We start from the raw sequence: 18,465 nt of genomic DNA on the forward strand, positions 1-18,465 counted from the left end.
ATTCCTTTATCCTAGTTTTTTAAGAGCTTCTTTGATGAGTTCGCTTGTGCCTGTTGCTTGAGCACTTACTAAAACACTTATGATTTTTTCTTGTTTAAAGCCTAGAGTAAGAAGTGCGGCTAAGGCTTCGCTTTTATCATTGCTTACATTTTCAAGTTTGGTTTTTGTGTCAGAAAGTTCTACTATAATGCGTTTTGCACTTTTTGGACCTATGCCAGGTACTTTTTTAAGCACGCTTTCATCGCCCAAACTTAACGCTTTGTAAAAAGAATTTACATCAAGACTAGAGCATACCGCCATAGCAGTATTTGCACCCACTCCATTGACTTTTAAAAGCATTTCAAACATTTTTTGTTCATCTTTATCCAAGAAGCCATAAAATTTATTAGAATCTTCTTTGATGATTTGAGTGATAAAAAACTCATGCTTTTCTTGAGTTTGAATTTTAGCAGAACAAAAAAGAGAAATAAATATCCCATAGCTTAAACCACTAGCACATTTAACAATGATAAAAGTAGGTTCTTTTTTTGTGATTATTCCTTCGATGCCGACAACCATGCTATATCCTTTTCTTCATAATCTAATTTTTTATGTATTTCTATACTTTCTTGGTTGTTTTGTATGACTTTTTTAATGCCTATAAATTTAGCACTTTCATTAACAAATGAAGAGCAAAAAATATCTTCTTTAGGCTCTAGAAGTGAAAATTTGATTTCATTCATATCAGTCCATTTGCCGCTTTTATTTATAAAAGTTGCTTCAAAAAGCATTTTTTGCAAATTGATTAATTCTAATTGTAAAGATTTTTTGCGTTCAAGAAGTTCTTTTTCTTCATTTTGTAGTTTATTTAATTCAAGATTTTGTAAAGAGAAATCTTTTAGGGCTTTTTCGTATTGTACAGGAACATTTTGACCTTGATTTTTAAGTTCTGTTATCTTTTTTTCAACGCTTAAAATTCCATTTTTGCTTGATAAAATGTATTGTCTTATTTTATTTATTTTATGATTTAACTTAGAAATTTGCTCTCCTAAAATCGCAAATTCTTCATCATAATTTTTATCAAGAGTTTTAATTTTAGCATGAAATTTATTGTTATCCCCGTTAATGCGTTCTATTGTGGTGTTTTCAAAAAACACACAAGAATTATTACTTTCTAAATTTTCTATATAGATTTTATCAGCTTGTATATTTCCGCCTAAACTTTTTTTAATTCTCACTTCTTTGGCTTTGATTGTTCCACCTTCGAGCAAATCTATATTTAAAATTTCGGCTTCCGCAAATCCTCTATGAGTTTTTATATAGGCTTGTTTGGCTTGAATTTTGGCTTTAGAGTGCGTAGTGCCTTCAATTTTCATTTTGGTGGCATTAAGTTGAGTGTTGCTTCCTACGCTTCCGACTACATTTAATTCTTCACATTCTATCCCAACGCCAGAATTTACAGCATCTTTTACTTCTGAAAGAAATTTTATATTGATTTTGACATTTTTGTCTAGTCCAGCTCTTATAATCCCTATATTTTTAAAATCTACCCCATTAAAATCTAGTTCATTGGCGATATCAAATTTTTCACCATCTTGTACTACATAACCTTTTTTTAAGGCTATATATTCTGTGTATCCATCTTGCTCTACTTGTTTAAAAGCCGAAGAACAAGAAAATTTAACTTTATTTTCATTTGCGGCTAAAACTTTTAAGGTGTGTAAATTTAAGTCTTTTCCTTCTTTACCTTGTTTAAATTTGACGTGTTTTAAAACAACTTCATTTTCATCAACAACAATAATACCTGAGCGTTTTTCATCGATAGTGTAGTTTTTGGTTTTTTCTTTATAAGTCAAGATCAGAGATTCATCTTGACTTTCTATAGGATCAATACCTTGTGCAACGGTGATTTGTATAGTTTTATTTAAAGGGGTGTTTTTATATTGGTTGCAAAAAGACATTAATTTTTTCTTAAAATCAAAAATGCGGATACCTATTAAAAATTTAAGTTTCAACATCTTTTTATAAATATTTTGCAAAAGTTCTAGTGCTAGTTTTTCATGAAAGTCTAAATTTGTAAAATCAATTTGAGCAACTATTTTGGTTAAATTTTTATTTGCAACTAGTTTGACTGCTTGAGATGCTTTGCTTTGGTTTATACCGTGGAAAATTTCTATTTTGTATTCTTGCTTGATTTGAAGATCATTTTTTAAAAAAATTTCATCTTTATCAAAAAGAGTTAATTCTTTTTCAGAGATTTTTTCCCATTCTAAATCTCCAAAACGATATTGTGTAGAAAATGCCAATAAACTAAAATCAAGCTCATTTAAGCTAAGGTTTGTTCGTGAAGCTACGCTTAAAAGCTCTCGAGCTGGATTTTCTGTATAGGCAATAATTTTTTCATCCAAAGCCAAAACTTTCCCCTTGTAAAAAATTAAGAATGTAATTATAGTCAATTTTTAATCAATTTTAGTTAAAATAGTTCTCTTTATATTTTGAAATTTATGAAAAAATTTAATGAAGAGTTTAGTATTTAAAAATTTTATTATCAATGCTTTAGGAATTTTATTTTCAAGAATTTTAGGGCTTGCTAGAGATGTTTTAATAGCGCTTTTTTTAGGAGCAGGGCTTTATAGTGATATTTTTTTTGTGGCTTTAAAAATGCCTGCTTTTTTTAGAAGAATTTTTGCAGAAGGGGCTTTTGGACAAAGTTTTTTGCCTAATTTTGTAAAAGCGAAAAAAAAGGGAGCTTTTTGCGTTAGTGTAATGATGCAATTTAGCCTTATAGTTTTTTTATTTTGTCTTTTGGTAAGTTTTTTTTCCTCTTTTTTTACTAAGCTTTTTGCTTTTGGGTTTAACGCAGATACTATAGCTTTAGCGGCTCCTTTGGTGGCGATTAATTTTTGGTATTTGTTTTTTATTTTTTTAGTTACTTTTTTAGGAGCTATTTTAAATTATAGACAAAAATTTTTCATTACCTCTTTTTCTGCGGCATTATTTAACTTAAGTATTGTTATAGCTGCCTTTTTTGTGGATAAAAATGCACCGCAAAATACACTTTATTATTTTTCTTATGCAACGGTTTTAAGTGGGGTGGCACAGCTTATTTTACATTTGCTTGTTTTAAAAAACAATCCTGTAATACGTGCTATGACTTTAAGTATAAAATTTAAAAAAACCAAGGCGAAATTACAAGGTTTTTATGGCAATTTTTTTCATGGAGTTTTAGGTTCTTCTGCGACTCAATTTAGCTCATTGCTTGATACAACTATAGCTAGTTTTTTAATGAGCGGGAGTATTTCTTATCTTTATTATGCAAATCGTGTCTTCCAACTCCCCCTGGCACTTTTTGCTATTGCTTTAACTCAAGTTTCTTTTCCAAAAATTTTAAAACATTTAAAAAGTGATCAAGAAAATTTAGCCTTAAAATTTATGCAAAGAGCATTAGCGCTTTTAAGCATTTTGCTTATTGCTTCTAGTATTGTAGGTTCTGTGTTTGCTTTGGAAATTTCAAAGCTTTTATTTGAAAGAGGAAATTTCACTCACGAAGATAGTGTGATTACGGCTTATGTTTTGATTGCTTATCTTATAGGGCTTTTACCTTTTGGTTTGCAAAAGCTTTTTTCTTTGTGGCTTTATGCAAAATTTAAACAAAAAACAGCAGCTTGGATCGCGGTAAAATCTTTAATTATCAGTGCTTTATGTTCTATGGCTTTTATATTTTTGATTAAAGATGAAAGTTTAAAGGTTATTGCAGTAGCACTTTCAAGCTCTATTAGTGCTTTTTATTTGCTTGGAGCTAATATCAAAGAATTTGGTTTTAAGAAATTTTTTGCTTTAATATCTATTAAAATTTGCTTATTGGTTATAGTTGCTTTGATTGTTTTTACGATCTTACTTATTTTGATTAAACCTTATATTTTAAGTTTTTTTATAGGAATTTTTACAAGTTTTAAAGGAGTTTTTTAATGAGATTATTAGATAGTGTAACAAAAGAGAAAATAAAACTTGATAAAAAAGATATTAGTATTTATTTATGCGGACCTACGGTTTATGATGATGCACATTTAGGACATGCAAGAAGTAGTGTTTGTTTTGATCTTTTGCGTAGGGTTTTACTTGCTCAAGGCAATAGGGTAAAATTTGCTAGAAATTATACAGATATTGATGATAAGATTTTGAAAAAAATGGCTCAAAGTGGTCAAACTTTAGAGGAAATTACGGAATTTTATATCAAAAGTTATGAAGAGGATATGAGGGTTTTAAATGTATTAGATCCTGATTTTAAACCTCGTGCAACGCATTATATAACAGCTATGCTTGATTTGATTAAAAAGCTTGCTAAGGATGGGTTTGTTTATACTCTAGAAGATGGAATTTATTTTGATACAAGTAAAGATGAAAAATATTTAAGCCTATCAAATCGCAATTTAGAAGAAAATATCTCTCGTCTAAGTAATGAAGTGCAAAAAAGAAATGAAAGCGATTTTGTGCTTTGGAAATTTGATGAAAATTTTTACGAAAGTGAATTTGGCAAAGGGCGTCCAGGTTGGCATACTGAATGTGTTGCTATGATTGATTCTATTTTTGAAAATACTCTTGATATACATGCTGGAGGGATAGATTTGCTTTTTCCTCATCATGAAAATGAAGCTGCGCAATGTCGTTGTGGATGTAAGAGAAAATTAGCAAATATTTGGCTTCACAATGGTTTTGTAAAAATCGATGGCGAAAAAATGAGTAAAAGTTTAAATAATAGTTTTTTTATAAAAGATGCTTTAAAAGAATTTATGGGCGAGGCTTTAAGATTTTATCTTTTGAGTTCTCATTATAGATCTCATTTTAATTATTCTTTATCGGATTTAGAAAATGCTAAAAAACGTTTAGATAAATTTTATCGCCTTAAAAAAAGATTGGATTTAGGTGAAATTTCTGATTTTGATGTTTTAAATGATATTGAAATAAAAAGCGAAATTGCTAAGCAAATTTTAGAGATTTTAAATGATGATTTAAATGTTTCTAAAGCCTTAGCTCTTTTGGATGATTTTATCAGTAGTGCAAATTTAGAGTTGGATAAAGAAAGCAAAAATAAAATTTTAAAACAAAATATCAAAGAAGCTTTAAGTGAGCTAGCTAAAATTTTTGGCTTTGGTTTTATGGATGCAACTTTATATTTTCAATGGGGTGTAAGCAAAGAAGAACGAGAAGAGATTGAAAAGTTAATTTTAGAAAGAACTGAGGCTAAGAAAAACAAAGATTTTAACACAGCTGATGCAATAAGAGAGCAATTAAATAGTAAAAAAATCACTCTTTTAGATACTCCAAATGGAACAATTTGGGAGAAAATAAATGCATAATGAGATGAATTTAAAAGAGGTTTTAATACGCTTTAAGCCCTTTTATAAAAGATATTGGAAACAATTTGCTATAGCTATTTTTGGTATGATTTTAGCAAGCGGAGGAACTGCTGGAAGTTTTTATGCTTTAGAGCCTATTTTAAATTATATTTTCGTTGAAAAAAATGAAGCTTTACTTTATACAGTACCTTTTTTGCTAGTATTGATGTATTTTTTTAAAAATCTTGGAACTTATTTACAAAGTTTTTATGTTTCCTTTATAGGAACAGATATGTTAAGAGTATTGCGTGCTAGGGTTTTAAAAAATGTTTTACGCTTGGATATGGATTTTTTTAAACGCTATAGAAGCGGAGAGCTTGTAAGTCGTTGTACTAATGATATTAATGCACTTCAAAGCATAGTATCAAACATTATTCCTGATTTTTTTAGAGAGCTTTTAACTGCTATAGGACTGCTTGCGGTAGTCTTGTATCAAAGTCCTACTTTGGCTTTTTTTGCTTTAGTGATTTTGCCTTTAGCTATTTTTCCTTTGGTATGGTTTGCTAAAAAACTTAAAAAATATGCAAGAAATATACAAGAAACAAATTCGGATTTACTTTCTTATTTGGGTGAAATTTTTTCAAATATTGAATTGATCAAAGCTAATGATAATGAAAAAAAAGAAAGTGATAAATTTGCTAAGCATAATGATACTTTATGTAAATTAAACCTAAAATCCGCACGTATTGATGCACTTACAAGTCCTTTAATGGATATGATGGGTTCTGTTGGGGTTGCTGTGGTGATTATTGTAGGGGGTAGAGAGGTTATCAATGGTTCTATGAGTGTGGGAAGTTTTATCAGTTTTGTTTCGGCACTTTTTGCGATATATACTCCTTTAAAGCGTCTTTCGTCTTTATATGGAAAACTTCAAGGTGCTGTTGCGGCAAGTGAAAGAACTTTTTATTTATTGGATTTAGAACCTCAAATTAAAGGTGGAAGCAAAGAATTAAAAAACATTGAAAAAATTAGCTTTGAAAATGTTGAATTTGCTTATGAAAACCCGCATAAAAGTGTTTTAAAAGGCGTAAATTTTGATTTTGTTAAAGGGCAAATGCTTGCTCTTGTAGGGACAAGTGGGGGTGGTAAATCTTCTATTATTAATCTTTTGATGTATTTTTATGAAAAGCAAAAAGGTAAAATTTTACTCAATCAAGAAGATATTAGCACTTTTACCATAGAAAGCTTACATGCTAAAATAGGACTTGTAACGCAAAATATTTATCTTTTTAATGATAGTTTTGCTGCAAATATTGCTTATAGCGAAGAGTTAGAAGAAGAAAAAGTCATCCAAGCTTTAAAATTGGCCAATGCTTATGAATTTGTTAAAGAAATGGGCGGGATTTGGGCTGAAGTGAAAGAACATGGTAAGAACTTAAGTGGAGGGCAAAAACAAAGAATAGCAATCGCTAGAGCTTTATATAAAAATCCTGATGTGCTTATTTTTGATGAAGCAACTTCAGCTTTGGATAATGAAAGTGAAAAAGCAATAGTTAAAACTATAGAAAATTTAAAACAAGATAGATTGATTTTAGTGGTTGCACATCGTTTAAGCACTATAGAAAATGCGGATAAAATAGTAGTATTGGATAAGGGTAAGGTATTGGCAATAGGTAAAGATGAAGAGCTTTTGCAAACTTGTTCTTTGTATCAAAAATTTAAAAGCAAAGAAAAAACAAAGCCCAGCTTTAGTTAATTTTAGTTAGAATTTCAAAAAGGATTAAAAAATGGCTTATGAAATGATAAAACTTTTACTTTTTAAGTTAAACCCTGAGCATGCACATGCTTTGGTTGAATATAGCTTAAGGGCTTTAAGTGCCAGTTTTCCAGGAGCTTTAAGTTTTTTAGCACACAAATATATAGTTGATGATGAGAGTTTAAGGCAAAATTTACTTGGACTTGATTTTAATAATCCTGTAGGTTTAGCAGGAGGCTTTGATAAAAATGCCACTATGATAAGACCTTTGAGTGCTTTAGGATTTGGCTTTTTAGAAGTGGGAACTTTTACTCCAAAACCTCAAGAAGGCAATGAAAAGCCACGTCTATTTAGACTTGTAAAACAAGAAAGTATACAAAATGCTATGGGTTTTAACAACGAAGGTGCTGAAAAGATTGCTTTAAGACTTGCAAAAACCTATCCTTTTGTTTTGCCTTTAGGGGTAAATATAGGGAAAAATAAAATCACTCCAAATGATAAAGCCTTGGAGGATTATTTTACTTTGTTTAGAGATTTTAAGGATTTGTGTGATTATTTTATCGTTAATATCTCATCTCCTAATACTAAAAATTTAAGAGAGTTGCAAAATGATGATTTTTTAAATACCTTGCTCGAAGAAGCCAAAAAAATCACTTCTAAGCCTATTTTGATAAAAATTGCTCCTGATATGAAAATAGATGATGCTTTAAATTTATGTGAAAATGCCATTAAAAAAGGTGCAGATGGGTTTATATTAGCCAATACTAGTGTTGATTATAGTTTATTAGATAATAATCGTACTTTTGGTGGTATTAGTGGAAGACTGATTACGGAAAAAAGTGGTATTTTTTTCAAAGAAGTAGCTAAAATTCTTTTTGGCAAAACCTTGCTTATTGCAAGTGGAGGGATTGATAGTGCTGATATTGCTTATGAGCGTATTAAAAATGGGGCTAATTTGGTGCAAGTTTATACAGCTTTGATTTTTAAAGGTCCTTCTTTGGTAAAAAATATCAATCAAAATCTTATAGAGCTTTTAAGAAAAGATGGTTTTTTACACATTAGCGAAGCTGTTGGGGTAAATTTAAAATGATTGCTTATGAAAAAATTCAATTAAAAAACAAGCTTGAAGTTTATGCTTTGCCTGTAAATAAAAATAGCGATGTGATTAGCGTTGATATTTTTTATAAAGTGGGTTCAAGAAATGAGATCATGGGAAAAAGTGGCATAGCTCATATGTTAGAACATTTAAATTTTAAAAGTACTAAAAATTTAAAAGCTGGCGAATTTGATGAGATTGTTAAGGGTTTTGGTGGTGTGGATAATGCAAGCACAGGTTTTGACTATACTCATTATTATATTAAATGTGCGAAGAAAAATTTAGATAAAGCTTTAGAGCTTTTTGCAGAACTTATGGCGAATTTAAATTTAAAAGATGAAGAATTTCAGCCTGAAAGAGCAGTGGTTTTAGAAGAGCGTAGATGGAGAACAGATAATAACCCTTTAGGATATCTTTATTTTAGGCTTTTTAATCATGCATTTATGTATCATCCTTATCATTGGACTCCTATAGGTTTTTTTAAGGATATAGAAAATTGGAGTATTGAAGATATTAAAGAATTTCACAGTATTTATTATCAACCTAAAAATGCGATTTTACTTGTAAGTGGCGATATAGAAAGTAAGGAAGTTTTTGAGCTTTCAAAAAAACATTTTGAAAAGATTAAAAATACTAAGACTATACCTAAAATTCACACAAAAGAGCCTAAGCAAGATGGAGTAAAAAGAATATATTTACATAAAAACTCAGATACTGAACTATTAGCCCTTGCTTATAAAATTCCAAATTTCAAGCACAAAGATATACCTGCTTTAAATGCTTTATCCGAGCTTTTAGGAAGTGGGAAAAGTTCTTTAATGAGTGAAATTTTGATTGATAAATTAAATTTAATCAATGATTATTATGCTTATGTTAATGATTGTATAGATGAAAATTTATTTATTTTTATTTGTAATTGTAACCCCAATGTTAATGCAGAAAAAGTAGAAAAAGAGCTTTTAAAAATCATTGATAAACTTAAAATGGGTAAAATTTCTCAAAAAGATTTGCAAAGAGTGAAAAATAATGTCAAAAGTGATTTTATTTTCTCACTTAACAATGCTAGTGCAGTGGCAAATATTTATGGTTCATATCTAGCAAGAGGAGATATCAATCCTTTGTTAAATTATGAGAAAGATATACAAAATTTGGAATTAAAAGATTTGATTTCTTGTGCTAAAAAATATTTTATTCAAGAAAATTCAACTACGGTAATTCTAAGAAAGGATTCAAATGGATAAAAATATTATCATTGGGGCGATGACGGCTCTTATTACACCATTTAAAAATGGAAAAGTTGATGAGCAAAGTTATGCAAGATTGATTAAAAGACAAATAGAAAATGGCATCGATGCAGTAGTTCCAGTAGGAACAACAGGAGAAAGTGCAACTTTAACCCATGAAGAACATAGAACTTGCATAGAAATAGCCGTTGAGACTTGTAAAGGAACTAAAGTTAAGGTTTTAGCAGGTGCGGGAAGTAATGCAACTCATGAGGCAGTGGGTTTGGCTAAATTTGCTAAAGAGCATGGTGCTGATGGGATTTTAAGTGTGGCACCGTATTATAATAAACCTACGCAACAAGGACTTTACGAGCATTATAAGGCTATTGCGCAAAGTGTAGATATTCCTGTGCTTTTATATAATGTTCCAGGAAGAACAGGTTGTGAAATTTCAACGGATACTATTATCAAGCTTTTTAGAGATTGTGAAAATATTTATGGAGTAAAAGAAGCGAGTGGAAATATCGATAAGTGTGTGGATTTGCTTGCACACGAACCTAGAATGATGCTTATTTCAGGGGAAGATGCGATCAATTATCCTATACTTTCAAATGGTGGAAAGGGGGTGATTTCAGTAACTTCAAATTTATTACCCGATATGATTAGCGCTTTAACTCATTTTGCTTTAGATGAAAATTATAAAGAAGCTAAAAAAATCAATGATGAGCTTTATAATATCAATAAAATTTTATTTTGCGAAAGTAATCCTATTCCTATTAAAACGGCTATGTATTTAGCTGGATTGATAGAAAGTTTGGAATTTAGACTTCCTCTTTGTTCTCCAAGTAAGGAAAATTTTGCTAAAATTGAAGAAGTGATGAAAAAATATAAGATCAAAGGATTTTAATGAATACAGAATTTCAAGGAAAAACTTTAGTGATTAGCGGTGGAACTCGCGGGATAGGCAAAGCTATAGTTTATGAATTTGCTAAAGTGGGTGCAAATATAGCTTTTACTTATAATTCTAATGCGCAAATTGCTGATGAAATGGTTCAAGATTTGGAGAAAAATTATAAAATCAAAGCTAGAGCTTATGAATTTAATATCTTAGAACCTGAAACCTATAAAGAACTTTTTGAAAAAATTGATGTGGATTTTGATAGAGTGGATTATTTTATCTCAAATGCTATCATTTCAGGACGTGCGGTTGTAGGTGGCTATACCAAATTTATGAAGTTAAAACCAAAGGGAATTAATAACATTTTTACAGCCACAGTAAATGCTTTTGTTGTGGGCGCACAAGAAGCAGCTAAAAGGATGGAAAAAGTAGGGGGTGGAAGCATTATTTCTATCTCATCTACAGGAAATTTAGTGTATATAGAAAATTATTCAGGTCATGGTACAGCAAAAGCCGCTGTAGAAGCTATGGCAAGATATGCGGCTACTGAACTTGGAGAAAAAAATATCCGTGTAAATGTCGTAAGTGGTGGGCCTATTGAAACTGATGCTTTAAGAGCTTTTACAAATTATGAAGAAGTAAAACAGGCTACTATAAATTTAAGCCCTTTAAATCGCATGGGGCAGCCTGAAGATTTGGCTGGAGCATGTCTTTTTCTTTGTTCAAGTAAGGCAAGTTGGGTTACAGGACATACTTTCATCGTTGATGGTGGTACAACTTTTAAATAAAAATTAAGAAAAATCAATGGATTTTTCTTAAAAATATTTTTCAATCAAGTTTTAATTTCCACCCTAAAAAAACACTTAATAATGCAAGTAAAAAAATAAAATTTAAAGTCCAATTACCAAAACCTACAAAACCTATAGATAATACGCTGTAAAAAAATCCTCCCACAGCTGAATAAATACAAATCGTACTTAAAGATCCATTTTCTGCCATTTTTTTACATGGGCAGATTTTATAAAATTTTTTATCGTTAAATTGATTTTTCTTTTTATTTCCTAAAAATAAACCAAAAAGGGCAAAAAGATTTAAAAAAATAAAAGCATATAATAAAATTTGATCTAATTCCATTTTAATATACCTTAAAAGTATCTAAGCCAAGAGGGTAGATGGACTTGCTCTTCTTTTAAAGTAGTCTCTTGTCCATGTCCTGGTAAAAGTTTAAAATCTTCTTTGTAAGTCATAACTTTTTCTAAGCTTTGTTTCATTAAATTTGCATCTGAATAAGGAAAATCCCATCTTCCTATGCTTCTATAAAATAAAAAATCTCCACTAAACATGATATTTTTACCTACAATTTCTATCATAGTGCAACCTGGTGTGTGTCCTGGTAAAAAGTGAAATTTAAAATCAACTCCGCAAATATTTAAAATATCTTCATTATCTACTAAAAAATCCGCATCGCTAGAATCATAGCCTTGATTAAAATCATCATGTAGCATAAAAGCATCATTTTTATGAATATAAATAGGGATGTTGTATTCTTTTTTAACCTTGGCATTATCCCAAATATGATCATAATGCCCGTGAGTATTTAAAATCGCCAAAGGATTTTTTACATGTTTTTTGATAAATAAAAGTGCATCAGTTCCTGGATCAATGATAAATTCACCCTTTGGGGTAAATAAAATATAGCAATTAGTTTCATAAACTCCACAAGCTTGTTTGATAATTTGCATTTTTTGCCTCTTTAATAAAAAATTTGCCTTAAATAAATATAATTATACATTAAATTTTTAAAAGGCAAGCTTTATGGATTGGCAAAAGATTACGGAAAAAATGTGTGATTTTATACAAGAAAAAGTGAAAAATTCTCAAAGTCAAGGTGTGGTTTTGGGGCTTAGTGGCGGGATTGATTCTGCTTTAGTAGCAACGCTTTGTAAAAGAGCTTTAAAAGAGAATGTTTTTGCTCTTTTAATGCCAACTCAAATTTCAAACAAAGCCAATCTTGAAGATGCTTTAAGGCTTTGTGCGGATTTAAATCTTGAATATAAAATCATAGAAATTCAAAGCATTTTAGATGCTTTTATAAAGCAAAGTGAAAATACCACTCTAGTATCTTTGGGAAATTTTGCAGCGCGTATTAGAATGAGTTTGCTTTATGATTATTCTGCTTTGAAAAATTCTTTAGTCATAGGCACTTCTAATAAAAGCGAATTGCTTTTAGGTTATGGTACGATTTATGGGGATTTAGCTTGTGCTTTTAATCCTATAGGATCGCTTTATAAAAGTGAAATTTATGCCTTAGCAAAATACCTTAACTTGCATGAAAATTTCATCAAAAAAGCTCCAAGTGCGGATCTTTGGGAAAATCAAAGTGATGAGGCGGATTTAGGTTTTTCTTATACAAAAATCGATGAAGGTTTAAAAGCTTTAGAAACTAATGATGAAAAACTTTTAAGAACACTTGATCCTTCTTTGATTGCTATGTTAAAAAATCGCATGCAAAAAAATGCTTTTAAGGGAAAAATGCCTGAAATTTTGGAAATTTAAACAATGAATGAAGAAAAAAATTATGAACTTTGGCTTGATAATTATTTTTTTAAGCCCAATTTTTGGCAAAAATGCCTTGCTTTTATACTTTTACCTTTAAGTGTGCTTTATGCTTTTTTTGCGATTTTAAATACTTTTTTTCGTAAAAAAATAGTTTTTAAAAAGCCTGTTATTAGCGTTGGTAATTTAAGTTTTGGAGGTAATGGAAAAACCCCGCTTTGTAAAGCTATAGCAAGGGAATTTGATGGTGTTTTTATAGTACTTAGGGGCTATAAAAGAAAGTCTAAAGGTTTGTTTGTTGTTAAAAATCAAAATGAAATTTTATGCACCTTAACACAAAGTGGCGATGAAGCTATGGAGTATGCTTTTGAAGAAAATATCAAAGGTGTGATTGTGAGCGAAGATAGAGTAAAAGGTATTGAAAAAGCTTTTGAATTGGGAGCTAAAATTGTTGTGCTTGATGATGCTTTTTCTAAATTTCATATTAAAAAATTTGATATTTTACTTGAAAGTAAAATCAAACCTTATTTTAATTTTACCTTACCAAGTGGAGCTTATCGTTTGCCGAAATTTTATGAAAAAAGGGCTGATTTTATTGCATTAGAAGGCAGGGATTTTGTGCGTTATTCTTTTGTAAAAGAAAATCCAAAGGCTGTTTTAGTAACTGCTATTGCTAAACCTTTTAGATTGTATGAGCATTTTATCAAAGCAAGGGCTTGTTATTTTTTTAAAGATCATTATGAGTTTAAAAAAGAAGAATTAGAAAATTTGCTAAAAAAACATAATTGCGATACACTAATGCTTACTTTTAAGGATTTTGTTAAAGTTAAAGATTTTGGTTTTAAATGTCAAATTATAGAATTAAATATAGAATTAAAAGATTCATTAAGGGAAAAAATAAAAACTTATATCAAGGAGTTTGAGCAATGAAATTAGTCGAGAGTAGAAATGTAAATAATGTATCAAGTTTTAAGGAAGCTTTGATTAACCCAAACGCCCCGGAAGGAGGGCTTTACTCACCTTTAAATTTGCCTATTTTTGAAGGAGAAAAATATGCCAATTTGTCTTATAAAGATTTTGCTTTAAAGCTTATAGAAAGTTTTGGTTTTGGCGAAGAAGAGCTTTTTAAAAAGGCTTTGAAAAGTTACGAAAGCTTTGATGATAAAAATACACCTATTTCTTTGCAAAAAATCTCTGAAAAAACCTATATTAACGAGCTTTGGCATGGGCCTACAAGAGCTTTTAAAGATATGGCTTTACAGCCTTTTGGCGTGCTTTTAAACGAATTTTCAAAGGATAAAAATATTTTAATTATTTGTGCTACGAGCGGCGATACAGGACCTGCAACCCTAAAAAGCTTTGAAAATGCAAAAAATGTTAAAGTAGCTTGTATGTATCCAAAAGGTGGCACAAGTGGAGTTCAAGAGTTGCAAATGCGAGCTTTAGATAAGGATAATTTGAAAGTTTTTGCTATAGATGAGGATTTTGACGCAGCGCAACGCACTTTAAAAGAATTGCTTTTTTCAAAAGATTTTCAAAACAAAATTAAAGCTTTAAATTATGAGCTTTGCGCAGCGAATTCTGTAAATTTTGGGCGTATTTTATTTCAGATTATTTATCATTATTATGCGAGTTTAAAACTTTTTAATGAGTTTTTAGAAGAAGTACAAATCATTGTTCCAAGTGGAAATTTTGGCAATGCTTTAGGAGCTTTTTATGCTAAAAAAATGGGAGCTAAAATTTCAAAAATCAAAATCGCTTCAAATGTGAATAATATTTTGAGTGAATTTTTTAATCATGGCGTTTATGATTTGCGTGAAAAAAGTCTTAAGAAGACTATTTCTCCAGCTATGGATATACTTATTTCATCTAATATCGAAAGACTTTTGTTTGCGAAATTTAAAGATAAAAGAACCAAAGAACTGATGAATTTGTTGAAAAATGAGAGATATTTTAAACTTGAAAAAGAAGAATTGCAAAGTTTACAAGAAGATTTTGAGGCGGATTTTTGCACCGATGAAGAATGTATGCAATTTATCAAACAAAGCAAGATTTTAATCGATCCGCACACCGCAACTTGTTTTAAAATGCTTGATCCTTTAAAACCTAGCATTATTACCTCTACAGCAGAATGGACAAAATTTACTCCAAGTATGATAAAAGCTTTATACGATAGGGATTCTAAGAATGAAAAAGAAGATTTAAAATTTATAGCTAAAGAGTTTAATGTCCAAGTTAAAGATGAAATTTTGGCTTTATTTGACTTGAAAAATAGCGATGAAAAGGTATTTGAAGCCAAAAATATAAAAAAAGAAATTTTAGATTGGATGCAAAAATGATTATTATTCCTGCAAGATTAAAATCAAGTCGTTTTCATGAGAAAATTTTATGTGATGTAGGTGGAGTGCCTATGTTTGTGGCTACTGCAAGAAGGGTAAGTAGTGTGGATGAAGTTTGTATAGCTTTAGATGATGAAAAGGTTTTAAGTATCGCTAAAGAATATGGTTTAAATGCAGTTTTAACAAGCAAAAATCATGAAAGCGGTACGGATAGGATTAATGAAACTTGTAAGAAACTAGCTTTAAAAGATGATGAGATTATTATCAATGTCCAAGCTGATGAGCCTTTTATAGAATGTGAAAATTTATTAAAATTTAAAGAATTTGCAAGTTCTTGCTTGGATAAAAAAGCTTTTATGGCGAGTTGTTATAAAAAAATCACTCAAGAAGAAGCTATGGATCCTAATCTGGTTAAAGTGCTTTGCGATAAAGAAGGGTATGCTTTGTATTTTTCAAGAGCTAAAATTCCTTATGAAAGAGAAAATTACGAGGAAAGTTTTAAAGGGCATTTAGGCATTTACGCTTATAGTGTAAAAGCTTTAAGAGAGTTTTGTTCTTTATCGAGTTCTGCACTTGAAAGAGCGGAAAAATTAGAGCAATTAAGAGCTATAGAAAATGGTAAAAAAATCAAAATGCTTGAAATTTCAACAACAAGCATGGGGATTGATACTAAAGAAGACTATGAAAGGGCTTTAAAAATTTATTTAGAAAAATAACTCCACCCCAAAACGGAACAAATTTTGCTTATATTATTTTAATATATTTAGGTTGAAGGCAGAAAAATCTAAATCAAGGAATTAATATGAGTATCTTTAGTATCAATGATAACTCAAACTATGCAAAGTAAAGAGAGTAAAGAAAGTAAAGAAAATTCTAAAATAAGTTTTGCTAATTCTTTTTTAAAACAAAATGCTAGTAAATTAAATGAAATTCAAAATGCAAATTCACAAACTCTAGCAAGAAGTGAAGTATTAAATTCTACTAATACAACAAATACTAGCAATAATACTAATTTTAGTATAAGTAGTAAGACAAGTTCTCCTAATTATGATATATCAAGTGAATTTAAAAACTCTATTTATACTCTAAAATATAAACAAGCAGATATAAGCACTTCTATCAATACAGCCTATGGTTATAGTGTAGATAAAGATGGTTATATGGGAAGTGATTTTAACAAAGCTGCAGGACTTCCTGAAGATTTTAAGATACATAAATCTACTTTAGATGAGATTAAAAAAGCTGCCGAAAATGATCCTGTTGTTTCAAGTACAAAAGAATACTTTAGGCGTAAGCGAGTATTATACTAATATAGATATGGCTGAAACCATAAAACAATATTATAATCAATTTAATCAAATTGTTAATTATGCTTTTAATGATACCAATAAAACAAGTTTCACTGAAGCAGATATAAATTCTATGCCTAAGGGAATTAGTGAATTATCATCTGATAAAACTATAGGTATTATGCCGAAAAATTATGACAAGCTAACAATAACAAACTATTATAATACACAAGAGCAATATAATGAAGCAGAACAATTAGGAATGTTTGGACATATTAATATAGGCTTACAACCATTAAATTTCACTCCGCAAAGTATGCAAACTCAAAATTTAGATAAAGATACTGCAATAGATACTTTTAATCCTGATATGTCAGTTTATCCACAAAATGAAGATGGAAGTTATTCTAAAGAAGCTTTGTTTATGAGTTTTTTAAAATCAACGGGTGTATCGCCAAGAGAAGGTAGTGCAACATTAAATCCTATAGCTAAGTCTTATGCTGAAGCTATGGCTAAAGAAAGCTTTGATGGCTCTTTAGCTTCTTTAGACGACATTATGACAGGAAAAGTTGATTTTGCAAGTTTATTAAAAGGTTATGCACAAGATGGCTGGCTTGATGCAGGTATATATGCAATGGAAAAAGGAGTTAAATGGCAAAATGTATACGTAGGCAGTGGAATCTCTTTTGATAGAGAATTTCATCAAGCAAAAGCTAATGGTTGGAAAGCAAGTAATGAAAGTATAAATTCTTTTGTAAATAATATAATGGATAGACTTAATAATCTTATAGGACAAACTAGGGTTTAGGAAGTATTAATTTTTTAAGTTTGAAATAAATTGCTAATAACAAAATAAGATAAAACTAGTATAATTTTTTTACAAAAAAATTTGAAAGGAAATTATGAAAAAAATTATTTTGATTTTTATCTCTTTTTTTGCTTTAAATTTGAGTGCAAAAGATTTGGTTGTAGGAATGGAGCTTGGATATCCGCCTTTTGAAATGAGCGATAAAACAGGCAAAGTAAGTGGAATTAGCGTGGATTTTTTAGAAGCTTTTGCAAAGAAAAACGGCTATAAACTTGTAGTAAAAAATATCGCTTGGGATGGTTTAATACCTGCTTTAAAAACAGCCAAGATAGATCTTATTATGTCCTCTATGACAATTACTGATGAGAGAAAGAAAGTGGTGGATTTTAGCATTCCTTATGCTAAGGCAAATTTGGCTATTTTAACTCCTTTGAACTCTGATATTACAAATATCAAAGATTTAGATAAAAAGGGCAAAGTTTTGGCTTTAAAGCGTGGTTCTACAGGGCATTTATATGCGGTTAAAAATTTAAAAAATGCAACTATTAATTTATTTGATAAAGAAAATGCTGCTATTTTGGAAGTGATTCAAGGCAAGGCTGATGGATTTTTTTATGATCAACTTACGATTTATCGGACTTGGCAAAAGCATCAAGATACAACCAGAGCCATTTTAGCGCCTTTTCAAGAAAATCCTGAGTTTTGGGGTATAGCTGTAAGAAAAGGTGATGAAGCTTTAAAGGACAAGCTTGATAATTTCATTGATGAGAGTAGGAAAAATGGCTTTTTAGATTTTTTGGGCAATAAGTATTTAAAAGACATTAAAGAAGTTTTTAAGCAAAATAATATCACTTTTTTCTTGTAGGCTTTTAATAAAATATTGATAATTAATATTAATTTTATAAATTTTGATATACAATATCATTATTTAAATTTTAAATAAAAGGATTTAAGATAATGAAAAAAGTTGCATTTTTTTGTTATTTTTGTTTTTATCTTGCACTGTACTAAACGCAGCTAGGGAGTATTGCAAATATGCTTATCAAGAAGATAGAGCTATACCTTTAATTTTAAATTATGGAATAAGATTGGGGGTAGTAGGTGCTGGGGTTGCGAATGCACCTGCACCGGGCGGAAGTACTTACAATTCAAAAATTGACATGATGGCTGCAAGATGCCACTAAG

At 29.8% G+C, this 18,465-nt stretch carries 17 protein-coding genes and 1 pseudogene; 14 read left to right on the forward strand and 4 right to left on the reverse strand.

Annotated features, from left to right (window positions below; all coding sequences use genetic code 11):
* Positions 1-6: 6 nt before the first annotated feature.
* Positions 7-558 carry a Holliday junction branch migration protein RuvA gene (gene ruvA / locus FBE96_RS03925; protein WP_002906267.1) on the reverse strand — a complete coding sequence of 184 codons (552 nt, stop codon included), beginning with the start codon at positions 556-558 and terminating at the stop codon, positions 7-9.
* Positions 534-2,393, reverse strand: coding sequence for a flagellar assembly protein A (locus tag FBE96_RS03930; RefSeq protein ID WP_002852626.1), 1,860 nt, complete (start codon positions 2,391-2,393; stop codon positions 534-536). Before FBE96_RS03930 ends, ruvA begins: the two co-directional genes overlap by 25 nt.
* Before the next feature lie 103 nt (positions 2,394-2,496).
* Here FBE96_RS03930 and murJ point away from each other — a divergent pair, with 103 nt between their 5' ends.
* Genes murJ through FBE96_RS03965 form a run of 7 tightly spaced genes read left to right on the forward strand, consistent with a single transcriptional unit; the run spans position 2,497 to position 11,076 of the window.
* A complete protein-coding gene (gene murJ / locus FBE96_RS03935; protein ID WP_002852456.1) occupies positions 2,497-3,948 on the forward strand; it encodes a murein biosynthesis integral membrane protein MurJ in 1,452 nt (483 codons plus the stop codon).
* Positions 3,948-5,336, forward strand: a complete 1,389-nt coding sequence (cysS, locus tag FBE96_RS03940; RefSeq protein ID WP_002871728.1) for a cysteine--tRNA ligase — start codon at positions 3,948-3,950, stop codon at positions 5,334-5,336. The genes murJ and cysS overlap by 1 nt, the downstream gene beginning before the upstream one ends.
* On the forward strand, positions 5,329-7,071 hold the full coding sequence (locus FBE96_RS03945) for an ABC transporter ATP-binding protein (protein ID WP_002858782.1): 1,743 nt from the start codon (positions 5,329-5,331) through the stop codon (positions 7,069-7,071). The genes cysS and FBE96_RS03945 overlap by 8 nt, the downstream gene beginning before the upstream one ends.
* A gap of 31 nt (positions 7,072-7,102) precedes the next feature.
* Positions 7,103-8,161 carry a quinone-dependent dihydroorotate dehydrogenase gene (locus FBE96_RS03950; RefSeq protein WP_002868110.1) on the forward strand — a complete coding sequence of 353 codons (1,059 nt, stop codon included), beginning with the start codon at positions 7,103-7,105 and terminating at the stop codon, positions 8,159-8,161.
* Complete coding sequence (locus FBE96_RS03955) at positions 8,158-9,408, forward strand: pitrilysin family protein (protein WP_002852436.1); 1,251 nt, start codon at positions 8,158-8,160, stop codon at positions 9,406-9,408. Before FBE96_RS03950 ends, FBE96_RS03955 begins: the two co-directional genes overlap by 4 nt.
* Positions 9,401-10,297: a 4-hydroxy-tetrahydrodipicolinate synthase gene (gene dapA / locus FBE96_RS03960; RefSeq protein WP_002852574.1), complete on the forward strand. Its 897-nt coding sequence runs from the start codon at positions 9,401-9,403 to the stop codon at positions 10,295-10,297. Before FBE96_RS03955 ends, dapA begins: the two co-directional genes overlap by 8 nt.
* Positions 10,297-11,076, forward strand: coding sequence for an enoyl-ACP reductase (locus tag FBE96_RS03965; RefSeq protein ID WP_002852476.1), 780 nt, complete (start codon positions 10,297-10,299; stop codon positions 11,074-11,076). The genes dapA and FBE96_RS03965 overlap by 1 nt, the downstream gene beginning before the upstream one ends.
* A 40-nt stretch (positions 11,077-11,116) precedes the next feature.
* On the opposite strand, the gene FBE96_RS03970 is transcribed toward FBE96_RS03965, so the two are convergent.
* Both FBE96_RS03970 and FBE96_RS03975 read right to left on the reverse strand, forming a co-directional pair.
* Positions 11,117-11,422 carry a hypothetical protein gene (locus tag FBE96_RS03970; protein WP_002852583.1) on the reverse strand — a complete coding sequence of 102 codons (306 nt, stop codon included), beginning with the start codon at positions 11,420-11,422 and terminating at the stop codon, positions 11,117-11,119.
* A gap of 11 nt (positions 11,423-11,433) precedes the next feature.
* Positions 11,434-12,030: an MBL fold metallo-hydrolase gene (locus FBE96_RS03975; RefSeq protein ID WP_002852433.1), complete on the reverse strand. Its 597-nt coding sequence runs from the start codon at positions 12,028-12,030 to the stop codon at positions 11,434-11,436.
* Between the two features lie 73 nt (positions 12,031-12,103).
* On the opposite strand from FBE96_RS03975, the gene FBE96_RS03980 reads away from it, so the two are divergent.
* The 7 genes and pseudogenes from FBE96_RS03980 to FBE96_RS04010 all read left to right on the forward strand — a co-directional run bounded on the left by FBE96_RS03980 (position 12,104) and on the right by FBE96_RS04010 (position 18,464).
* Positions 12,104-12,844 carry an NAD+ synthase gene (locus tag FBE96_RS03980; protein WP_002852555.1) on the forward strand — a complete coding sequence of 247 codons (741 nt, stop codon included), beginning with the start codon at positions 12,104-12,106 and terminating at the stop codon, positions 12,842-12,844.
* 3 nt (positions 12,845-12,847) lie between these two features.
* A complete protein-coding gene (locus FBE96_RS03985; protein ID WP_002852582.1) occupies positions 12,848-13,774 on the forward strand; it encodes a tetraacyldisaccharide 4'-kinase in 927 nt (308 codons plus the stop codon).
* Positions 13,771-15,183 carry a threonine synthase gene (gene thrC / locus FBE96_RS03990; protein WP_002871729.1) on the forward strand — a complete coding sequence of 471 codons (1,413 nt, stop codon included), beginning with the start codon at positions 13,771-13,773 and terminating at the stop codon, positions 15,181-15,183. The genes FBE96_RS03985 and thrC overlap by 4 nt, the downstream gene beginning before the upstream one ends.
* On the forward strand, positions 15,180-15,899 hold the full coding sequence (kdsB, locus tag FBE96_RS03995; RefSeq protein WP_002868113.1) for a 3-deoxy-manno-octulosonate cytidylyltransferase: 720 nt from the start codon (positions 15,180-15,182) through the stop codon (positions 15,897-15,899). The genes thrC and kdsB overlap by 4 nt, the downstream gene beginning before the upstream one ends.
* A 105-nt stretch (positions 15,900-16,004) precedes the next feature.
* A pseudogene (locus FBE96_RS04000) lies at positions 16,005-17,280 on the forward strand (hypothetical protein).
* A 94-nt stretch (positions 17,281-17,374) separates the two neighbouring features.
* Entirely contained in the window at positions 17,375-18,145 is a 771-nt protein-coding gene (locus tag FBE96_RS04005) for a transporter substrate-binding domain-containing protein (protein WP_002873499.1), read from the forward strand.
* A 106-nt stretch (positions 18,146-18,251) separates the two neighbouring features.
* Positions 18,252-18,464, forward strand: coding sequence for a hypothetical protein (locus FBE96_RS04010; protein ID WP_079264038.1), 213 nt, complete (start codon positions 18,252-18,254; stop codon positions 18,462-18,464).
* Position 18,465 lies beyond the last annotated feature (1 nt).

It is taken from the genome of Campylobacter sp. CFSAN093241, assembly GCF_012889595.1.
Taxonomy (GTDB): domain Bacteria; phylum Campylobacterota; class Campylobacteria; order Campylobacterales; family Campylobacteraceae; genus Campylobacter_D; species Campylobacter_D jejuni.

Excerpts from the sequence above, each read along its gene's own strand:
- FBE96_RS03975 (WP_002852433.1), bottom strand. The coding sequence starts at position 12,030 with ATGCAAATTATCAAACAAGCTTGTGGAGTTTATGAAACTAATTGCTAT.
- cysS (WP_002871728.1), top strand. The coding sequence starts at position 3,948 with ATGAGATTATTAGATAGTGTAACAAAAGAGAAAATAAAACTTGATAAA.
- FBE96_RS03970 (WP_002852583.1), bottom strand. The coding sequence starts at position 11,422 with ATGGAATTAGATCAAATTTTATTATATGCTTTTATTTTTTTAAATCTT.
- FBE96_RS03955 (WP_002852436.1), top strand. The coding sequence starts at position 8,158 with ATGATTGCTTATGAAAAAATTCAATTAAAAAACAAGCTTGAAGTTTAT.
- kdsB (WP_002868113.1), top strand. The coding sequence starts at position 15,180 with ATGATTATTATTCCTGCAAGATTAAAATCAAGTCGTTTTCATGAGAAA.
- ruvA (WP_002906267.1), bottom strand. The coding sequence starts at position 558 with ATGGTTGTCGGCATCGAAGGAATAATCACAAAAAAAGAACCTACTTTT.
- murJ (WP_002852456.1), top strand. The coding sequence starts at position 2,497 with ATGAAGAGTTTAGTATTTAAAAATTTTATTATCAATGCTTTAGGAATT.
- thrC (WP_002871729.1), top strand. The coding sequence starts at position 13,771 with ATGAAATTAGTCGAGAGTAGAAATGTAAATAATGTATCAAGTTTTAAG.
- FBE96_RS03945 (WP_002858782.1), top strand. The coding sequence starts at position 5,329 with ATGCATAATGAGATGAATTTAAAAGAGGTTTTAATACGCTTTAAGCCC.
- FBE96_RS04005 (WP_002873499.1), top strand. The coding sequence starts at position 17,375 with ATGAAAAAAATTATTTTGATTTTTATCTCTTTTTTTGCTTTAAATTTG.
- FBE96_RS03965 (WP_002852476.1), top strand. The coding sequence starts at position 10,297 with ATGAATACAGAATTTCAAGGAAAAACTTTAGTGATTAGCGGTGGAACT.
- FBE96_RS03950 (WP_002868110.1), top strand. The coding sequence starts at position 7,103 with ATGGCTTATGAAATGATAAAACTTTTACTTTTTAAGTTAAACCCTGAG.
- dapA (WP_002852574.1), top strand. The coding sequence starts at position 9,401 with ATGGATAAAAATATTATCATTGGGGCGATGACGGCTCTTATTACACCA.
- FBE96_RS03985 (WP_002852582.1), top strand. The coding sequence starts at position 12,848 with ATGAATGAAGAAAAAAATTATGAACTTTGGCTTGATAATTATTTTTTT.
- FBE96_RS03980 (WP_002852555.1), top strand. The coding sequence starts at position 12,104 with ATGGATTGGCAAAAGATTACGGAAAAAATGTGTGATTTTATACAAGAA.